This is a genomic window from Pseudomonas sp. Bc-h (assembly GCF_002080045.1).
Taxonomy (GTDB): Bacteria; Pseudomonadota; Gammaproteobacteria; order Pseudomonadales; family Pseudomonadaceae; genus Aquipseudomonas.
Genome location: NZ_MUIN01000022.1, coordinates 21,591 through 29,455, shown reverse-complemented (window position 1 = coordinate 29,455; position 7,865 = coordinate 21,591). Strand labels below are relative to the sequence as shown.

Here is a 7,865-nt window from a genome sequence, read left to right as displayed (position 1 = left end):
ACCATCCCCGGCCTGAAAGTCCACATCTGCACCCTGGTGTCGCCCGACTCACCCCCGGACGACTGGCTGCCGGTGTACATCCACAGCAAGTTGATGATCATCGACGACGTGTTCACGACCTTGGGCTCATCGAACATCAACACCCGCAGCATGGAAGTGGACAGTGAACTGAATATCTGCCTGGAAGATCCGGCGGTAACCAGACCGTTGCGAAAGCATTTNCATCGAACATCAACACCCGCAGCATGGAAGTGGACAGTGAACTGAATATCTGCCTGGAAGATCCGGCGGTAACCAGACCGTTGCGAAAGCATTTGTGGAATCTGCATACGAACGGGATGGGAGCGCAGGATAAGGCGGCGGAGGCGTTTAAGGCTTGGACGGATATTATTGTCCGCAACAAGGCTCGGCAGAAATCCAACGCTGAGCAATCAGATCCCCGTTTCAAAAAGTCCCCCTATGCCTCACTGGTTGAGTTCTTTCGCGACAGCCCAAGTCGCACTCACCTGGATTGATCATGAGTATTTCTAGATTTTCGACAGCACTGGTTTTGGTTTTTAGTTTGGCGGGCTGTGATAAGGAGAACGGTATGAGAGATGTGTCTGATATTGGGAAGTTATATGAGAATCTTAAATTCGAGTGTGCGTACGAAGTGGACCAATTGCCCGTACTTATGCCTGAGTCAGACCAGCTGTACAAATATGGCTTGTATTTGCAATTGAAGCATGGCTCTAAAAACTTCGATGAAATCGCGCGTTATTACCGTATCGCCGCAGCACATGCGCATTACAAGGCGTCGGCTAACCTTCAGGCGATCGTCTCAAGGGGACAGGCGTTCTCGCCCGACTCTTGGGTCGAAACCCTCGATCTGGTAGAGGATCTTATAAGGCAGGGTATACCTGGTGGCTACTACGACATGGGGCGATATCTGGATCGAGGTTTCGGGGTTGTACAGGACCCAGATAAAGCTAAGGCATATTATCGTCGTGCAGCAGATTTGGGGAGTCCGGATGCTCAGTTTTATGTGGCCGAATTATTAGGCAGGGTCATCGGTCCAAAAGATGTCATGTTGCAGATGTATGAATGTGCGATGGCACAAGGGCATGGCAAAGCCGGGCTAGAGGCGGCGATGTTTAGGTCGGTAAGGGAACAATACTCTGAGGCCTTACCTGCTTTTCAACAAGCAGTAAAATACGGAAATGCCTCGGCTGCTCGGTTCTTAAGTGGTGGTTTTATAACTACATCTCCAAGTGAGGAGCTTCGCTACATGGCTCTGGCCCCCGACCCAGAACGCGCTCGCCGTTATAAGTTAATAGACGAATTTCTGGATCGCTACGAAAACCTCGGCGCCAAAGTCCCTGACATCGACCAGATCGTCCCGCTGCCCCCGGCCAAACTTCCCGACTGGGATGAAACTTTCCAGTGGAAAAAAGACCGCGACGCCGCTGTGCCACCGTCCAAGCCCTCGGATGAGCTGATGCAACGCCTGAGCGAAGAAAAAGGCCTGGATCCGGCGACNTTCCAGTGGAAAAAAGACCGCGACGCCGCTGTGCCACCGTCCAAGCCCTCGGATGAGCTGATGCAACGCCTGAGCGAAGAAAAAGGCCTGGATCCGGCGACCGGTTTGCGCTTGCCGAAAACAGCGTAAGCACGATTCATTTAATGATGGCTGCGGACCATTTCGCCTGCGGCCCTTGACTCTTGATGCCTGGATTAATCATGGATTTAGTCAGATACCTATCGCTCACTTTGTTGCTGATGTTGAGTGGTTGTAATAAGGAAGATGGCATCAGAGATGTGCCTGATCTGCAGGCTGTCACTGAGAATCTGAAATTCGAGTGTGCACGCGAAGCGGATAAGGTACCCGTGCTTATGCCTGAGTCTGATCAGTTGTACAAATATGGCTTGTACCTGCAATTGAAGGCGGGTCCGAAAGACTTCGACGAAGTTGCGCGGTATTACCGAGTCGCCGCGGCACATGGGCATTACAAGGCGTCGACCAATTTGCAAGCGCTGGTGGCTCGAGGGCAAGCGTTTTCCCCGGACTCGTGGGTGGAGACCCTTGATCTGGTAGAGGATCTGATCGAGCGTGGCATACCCGGTGGGTATTACGACATGGGGCGCTATCTGGAAAGAGGATTTGGTGTGACCCAAGATCTGGATAAAGCTAAGGTTTATTATCGTCACGCTGCGGATCTGGGCAGCCCGGACGCTCAGTACTATGTATCAAAATTACTTGGAAGGATTTCCGGGCCACACGACGTCATGAGGAAAATGCGTAGATGCGCTATGGAGCAAGGGCATGCCAAAGCTGCACTTGAAGTTGCTATCGACCAAAAAATCGGAAAGGAATATCCGGGCGCCGTACTTGCATTTCAACTAGCGGTAAAAAATGGGCAGGTGCTGGCGGCGGGTTTTTTGGCTAAAGGTTTTGTTACCACGAACGCGAACGAAGAGCTCTTTTACATGGCTCTGGCCCCCGATCCAGAACGCGCGCGCCGTTATAAGTTAATAGACGAATTTCTGGATCGCTACGAAAACCTCGGCGCCAAAGTCCCTGACATTGACCAGATCGTCCCGCTGCCCCCGGCCAAACTTCCCGACTGGGATGAAACCTTCCAGTGGAAAAAAGACCGCGACGCCGCTGTGCCACCGTCCAAGCCCTCGGATGAGCTGATGCAACGCCTGAGCGAAGAAAAAGGCCTGGACCCGGCGACGGGTCTGCGAGTGTTCACGTCGGCCTGATGCTTCGTGACTGCACCTGACTCGAGGAAGGAATGATCATGCGTCCAATCATTTTACTAGGCGACCCCACCTCTGCTGGCGGCCAAGTGGTGCAGGCCTCTCCTGCCACGTTCGTGGAGGGTCTTGCGGTGGCGCGGGCGGGGGACGCGGTCGTGTGCCCGCACGGTCCATGCGCCATCGCTTCGGGGGATGAAGCCACGCTGGATGAGGGACGGGCCGTGGCACGCGATGGGGATTTGACGCTGTGCGGCGCAGCCTTGCTCGCGACTCGCACAGCAACCAGAATTTTCTAAGGAGGGATCATGGCTTTCTTATCCGACCATGAAATGGCGACGCTGTGGGATGTGGTGAGCGCGCGGCGAGTGGAGGCCGAACGTATCGCGGCGGCCAGCAGGCCCGCAGACAACTTCAGTACCGATTATATGGAGATATCCGGCGCCTGGACGTGGCTGCCTGCCGGGTGTCTGGACAGCGCTCAATCGTGGCCCGCGCTCGCCTCGAAACAGGCGATCGTCGATCGCTCCGCCTGGCTCAACGAGGCGCCGGGTCGGGGACGTTGCCGTATCGACGCTGCAGGGGAGTTGAAGCCAGGGCAGCCACCGCTCAAGCGGGCGGTTCAATTGCTGGGCGCCGCTTTCGAGGCATGGTCATCGTTTGCCGCCAGTGTTCAATGGTCTGAAACTCGCGTGGTCCTGTTCGCGCCAGAGGGTGTGGAAGCGGACGCATGGCTCGATGCGGTCATGAGTCAGTGGCCGGACGCGTTGGGTGTGCGCAGTGTGGTTGTCGCATCCGCAAGCGTTGAGGACTGGTTTGATCAGTGTCTGTCGAACGCGTCAGGGGTGCAGGGTCTGTTGTTGCTGAGCGTCGATAGCCGCCTCTCCAGCCGGGGCCGCGCCACTGTCTGCGCAGGTCATGTGTCGGGAGAATGCATCACCGCGCTTCATCTGCAACGTGTTGAGTCAGGCCCTGCTGAAGCGGCTGGCGGATGGCGGCTGTATCCAGCCCAGAGGACAGAGCACGAGTCGCGTGATCTTCAGTTGCAGACAGACACGTCGGACATCGCGCGGGTGGTGCAGAGCCTGGAAGAGGTAAGCGGGATCTGCGCGGTGCAAATGATGGGTGTGGTGACTGACGGCGCTACGACTGATCGTCTTTTGACCCAGCTCACGACGTTCATGACAACGAGTCTTGAGCCACACCCACCCATCGAACGTATGGTGGGCGTTGCTGCTCTGGCAGGAGGAGTGGGGCATACGGCGACCCTGCTGACGCAACTCGCCGTTGCGTATCTGCTGGCGATCGAACGTGCGGAAGGTGCGGTGCTGGTGCTTGACCGATACCGTGGGGATGTCACTGCCGGATGGCTGCTGGCTCGCTGAAACCGGGGGAGCGATCTTCAGGAAAGCCACCGCCGGCAAACCGCACGGCGACAGGACAGATGCGCCGGCAGAGGTGTCAGCCTTCAATCATCTCCCGCACCTTGGCGGTCAACTGATCGAAGGCGAACGGCTTGGTGATCATCTGCATCCCGGTGTCGAGGAAACCTGCGCGCACGCCGGCGTTTTCCGCGTAACCGGTGATGAACAGCACCTTGAGATCGGGGCGCATCTGGCGACCGATGTCCGCCAACTGGCGGCCGTTCATGCCGGGCAGGCCGACATCGCTGATCATCAGATCGATGCGCTGCGTAGACTCCAGAATCGGCACCGCACCCACGGCGTCTCCGGCTTCCAGATAGGCGTAGCCCAGTTCCCCCAGCACCTGACAGACCAGTGCGCGTACCGCCGGATCGTCCTCGACGATCAGGATGGTTTCGCCGTCCTGCGCTTCCACGGCCTGGCCTTCGAGCGAGACTTCTTCCTCGTCCTTGTCGCCATGGAAGCGCGGCAGGAACAGCTGAACGGTGGTGCCGTGGCCGACCTGGCTTTCGATGGAAACGTGGCCGTGGGACTGTTTGGTAAAGCCGTAGATCATCGACAGCCCGAGCCCGGTGCCCTGGCCGATCGGCTTGGTGGTGAAGAACGGATCGAAAGCGCGGCTGATCACGTTTTCCGGCATGCCGGAACCGGTGTCGGTGACGCTGAGCACTACGTAATCGCCGGGCAGCAGGTTTTCGTACGCGTTGGTGAAGTCGCGGTCGAGCTTGCGGTTGAAGGTTTCGATCATCAGCATGCCGCCATTGGGCATGGCGTCGCGGGCGTTGAGTACCAGATTGAGCAGAGCGCTTTCCAGTTGGTTGGGGTCGGCCTCGGCGGTCCACAGTTGCGGGTCCAGGCACATGTCCAGACGAATGCTTTCGTTGACACTGCGATGCAGCAACTCGCCCATGGAGTTGACCAGTTCGTTCATCTCCACGGGTTTGGAGTCCAGCGATTGCCGGCGGGAGAACGCCAGCAGGCGGTGGGTGAGGGCGGCGGCGCGGTTGGCTGACGTCACGCCCAGATCGATCAGGCCGTCGAGATCCTCGGTGCGCCCACGGGCCAGACGCCGCCGGAGCAGTTCCAGACTGCCGATGATACCGGTGAGCATGTTGTTGAAGTCGTGGGCAATGCCGCCGGTGAGCTGTCCCACCGCTTCCATCTTCTGCGACTGGCGCAGGACTTCTTCGTTGTGACGCAACTGGGAGGTGCGCTCTTCGACCTGTTGTTCCAGGGTTTCGTTGAGGCGCCGCAGTTGGGTTTCCGCCAGCTTGCGCTCGGTGATGTCCGAGGTCACGCCGGCCAGCAGGCTGACCCGGCCGTTGGGCGCACGAATGGCGCGAGCGCGAACGTCGACCCAGTGCAGCGAGCCGTCGGCCCAAACATTGCGGAACTCGATGACGAAGTCGTCACCGGTGTCGAGGCTGCGTTGCAGCGCCGACTGCATGCGCGGCTGGTCTTCGGGATACACCGATTCCAGCCAGTCGGGGTAGGTGAAGGGCGCGTGTTCGTCGCGCCCGAAATGAATTTTGCTGATGGCCGAGCACTCGAGCTCGAGGTATTCCGCTCCCAACTGCCACGAACCAAGGCTGCCGGCCTTGAGCGCGTGTTGCAGGCGCTGTTCGCCTTCGAGCAGATCTTCCATGCGGCTGCGCGCTTCATATTGACGACGGCGGCCGCGCACGGCGGTAGTGACGAGACTCACGAGGGTTGCCGGGTGAAACGGGCGCTCGAGAAAGGTCACGTTGCCGAGCATCTTGCCCAGACGGGCGGAAGGATTCTGTTCGGGGCCACCGTGGTGGGTCAGCAGCACGATCGGCAGGTCCGACCAGGCCGGCTGATTGGCCAGCAGGCTCAGCAGCGGGTTGAGATCCACCCCGCGCAGGGCCTCGTCGGCGATGATGGCAAGGCCCGCGCCGGACACCAGTTCCCTGCACATGCCCGCCAGATCGTGGGTAATGATGGCCGGGAAACCTGCCTCCTGCAGGATCATCAAGGCGATCTGACTGTCCCGGCCCCGAGGGGCCAGGATGATTGCGCGTTCCGACAGTTGTCCCGGTGTACTCACACGTCCTCGTCCCGCAACAGCGGATTACTCTCACCAAAATAATGCGGCACGCCGCGCAGTACGCCTTGAAAGGCTTCCAGAGGCGCGCCGATTTTCAAACCGGTACCACTGATGCGGTATTCGCGGATCGTAGACTCATGGGTCCCCGTGCGTTTCTTGATGATCGAGATGGCGCGACGCACTTTGCCCAGTGCTTCGAAATAACGCAACAGCACCACGGTGTCGGCCAGGTAAGTAATGTCCACCGGCGCGCGCATGTCGCCGACCAGGCCGTGTTGGGCCACGGTCATGAAGGTCGAAGCGCCCTGACGGTTGAGATACAGCAGCAGCTCGTGTATGTGCAGCACCAGCGCGTTCTCTTCCGGCATCGACGCCTGGTAGCCGTTGAGGCTGTCGATGACGACGGTGCGGATCTGCTTCTCGTCGACACTGCGACGCACGCGGTGGGAGAACTCGCCCGGCGACAGTTCGGCGGCGTCGACCTGTTCGATCAGCAGGTTGCCGGTCTTCTGCAGCGCAAGCAGATCGATACCCATCTTTCTCATGCGCTCGAACAGCAGACCCAGCTCCTCATCGAAAATGAACAGCCCGACTTTCTCGCCACGTTCTACGGCTGCCGCTGCGAACACCAGCGAGATGAGGGATTTACCGGTACCGGCAGGGCCCAGTATCAGCGTGCTGGAGCCGCTGTCGATGCCGCCGCCGAGCAAGGCATCCAGCTCGGGAATATTGCTACTGAGTTGGCGGCTCTCGTAGCCGCTGCGGTGTTCGGCAGCCACCAGGCGCGGGAACACGTGAATGCCGTCTTCCATGATGTTGAAGTCGTGATAACCGCCGCGGTATTTCTGGCCACGATATTTGACCACCCGCAGACGTCGGCGCTCGGCGCCATAGCTCGGTGTCAGTTCCTCAAGGCGGATCACCCCGTGGGCGACACTGTGTACGGTCTTGTCCAGCGACTCGGTGGTCAGGTCGTCGAGCAGGACCACCGTTGCGTCGTAACGCGCGAAGTAATGCTTGATGGCCAGAATCTGCCTGCGATAACGCAACGAGCTTTGCGCCAGCAGGCGGATTTCCGAAAGGCTGTCGATGATTACGCGCTTGGGCTTGACCCGTTCAACCACCTCGAAAATCTGTTTGGTGGCTTCGCCCAGCTCAAGGTCCGATGAATACAGGAGGCTCTGCTGATGTTCGGCGTTTAGCAAATCTTCAGGCGGCGTCAGCTCAAAGACTTCGATCTGCTCATCCAGATCCCAGCCGTGGGATTTGGCGCCTTCGCGCAGCTCGCGTTCGGTTTCGGACAGCGTGATGTACAGACAGCGTTCACCCGCCGCCGCGCCTGCCAGCAGAAATTGCAGCGCCACGGTGGTCTTGCCGGTTCCGGGTTCTCCCTCAAGAAGAAATACATGACTGCGTGAAAGACCACCCGCAAGGATGTCGTCCAGGCCCACGATGCCGGTTGCCGCTTTTGATGTAGTCAAGAATCGCCCTCTTGCGACCTGAGAAAGGGTGGGGTGCCGATAGTCGTTCGGCTGCCCGGAGCAACACAGATCCCACAGTGGTCACGGTATCTGCGCTGCCATCACTCTGGACCGTAGCCGTTTGTAACCGTTCAGTTTTTCAGGTGGCAGAAT

8 protein-coding genes are annotated in these 7,865 nt (G+C 58.7%); 6 read left to right on the top strand and 2 right to left on the bottom strand.

The window, feature by feature from the left end:
- From BWR59_RS32240 to BWR59_RS31480, 6 genes are all read left to right on the top strand, one after another.
- Window positions 1–267, top strand: a 267-nt coding sequence (locus BWR59_RS32240) for a phospholipase D-like domain-containing protein (RefSeq protein WP_230982134.1), incomplete at its 5' end; no start/stop codon positions are given.
- Complete coding sequence (locus BWR59_RS32235; RefSeq protein ID WP_168184565.1) at window positions 246–515, top strand: hypothetical protein; 270 nt, start codon at window positions 246–248, stop codon at window positions 513–515. The genes BWR59_RS32240 and BWR59_RS32235, both read left to right, overlap by 22 nt.
- A gap of 2 nt (window positions 516–517) precedes the next feature.
- Window positions 518–1,648, top strand: a complete 1,131-nt coding sequence (locus tag BWR59_RS33025) for a sel1 repeat family protein (RefSeq protein ID WP_178111260.1) — start codon at window positions 518–520, stop codon at window positions 1,646–1,648.
- A 71-nt stretch (window positions 1,649–1,719) separates the two neighbouring features.
- A complete protein-coding gene (locus BWR59_RS31490; protein ID WP_143491003.1) occupies window positions 1,720–2,745 on the top strand; it encodes a DUF6396 domain-containing protein in 1,026 nt (341 codons plus the stop codon).
- Between the two features lie 32 nt (window positions 2,746–2,777).
- Complete coding sequence (locus tag BWR59_RS31485) at window positions 2,778–3,038, top strand: PAAR domain-containing protein (protein WP_343287017.1); 261 nt, start codon at window positions 2,778–2,780, stop codon at window positions 3,036–3,038.
- Window positions 3,039–3,047: 9 nt separating this feature from the next.
- The gene (locus BWR59_RS31480) at window positions 3,048–4,124 is read left to right on the top strand and encodes a hypothetical protein (RefSeq protein ID WP_081569578.1); all 1,077 of its coding nucleotides are present in this window, start codon (window positions 3,048–3,050) and stop codon (window positions 4,122–4,124) included.
- A 76-nt stretch (window positions 4,125–4,200) separates the two neighbouring features.
- Here BWR59_RS31480 and BWR59_RS31475 read toward each other — a convergent pair whose 3' ends face one another.
- Together BWR59_RS31475 and BWR59_RS31470 are read right to left on the bottom strand one after the other, a co-directional pair.
- Window positions 4,201–6,231, bottom strand: coding sequence for a response regulator (locus BWR59_RS31475; RefSeq protein WP_081569577.1), 2,031 nt, complete (start codon window positions 6,229–6,231; stop codon window positions 4,201–4,203).
- On the bottom strand, window positions 6,228–7,712 hold the full coding sequence (locus BWR59_RS31470) for an ATPase domain-containing protein (RefSeq protein WP_081569576.1): 1,485 nt from the start codon (window positions 7,710–7,712) through the stop codon (window positions 6,228–6,230). The genes BWR59_RS31475 and BWR59_RS31470 overlap by 4 nt, the downstream gene beginning before the upstream one ends.
- Window positions 7,713–7,865 lie beyond the last annotated feature (153 nt).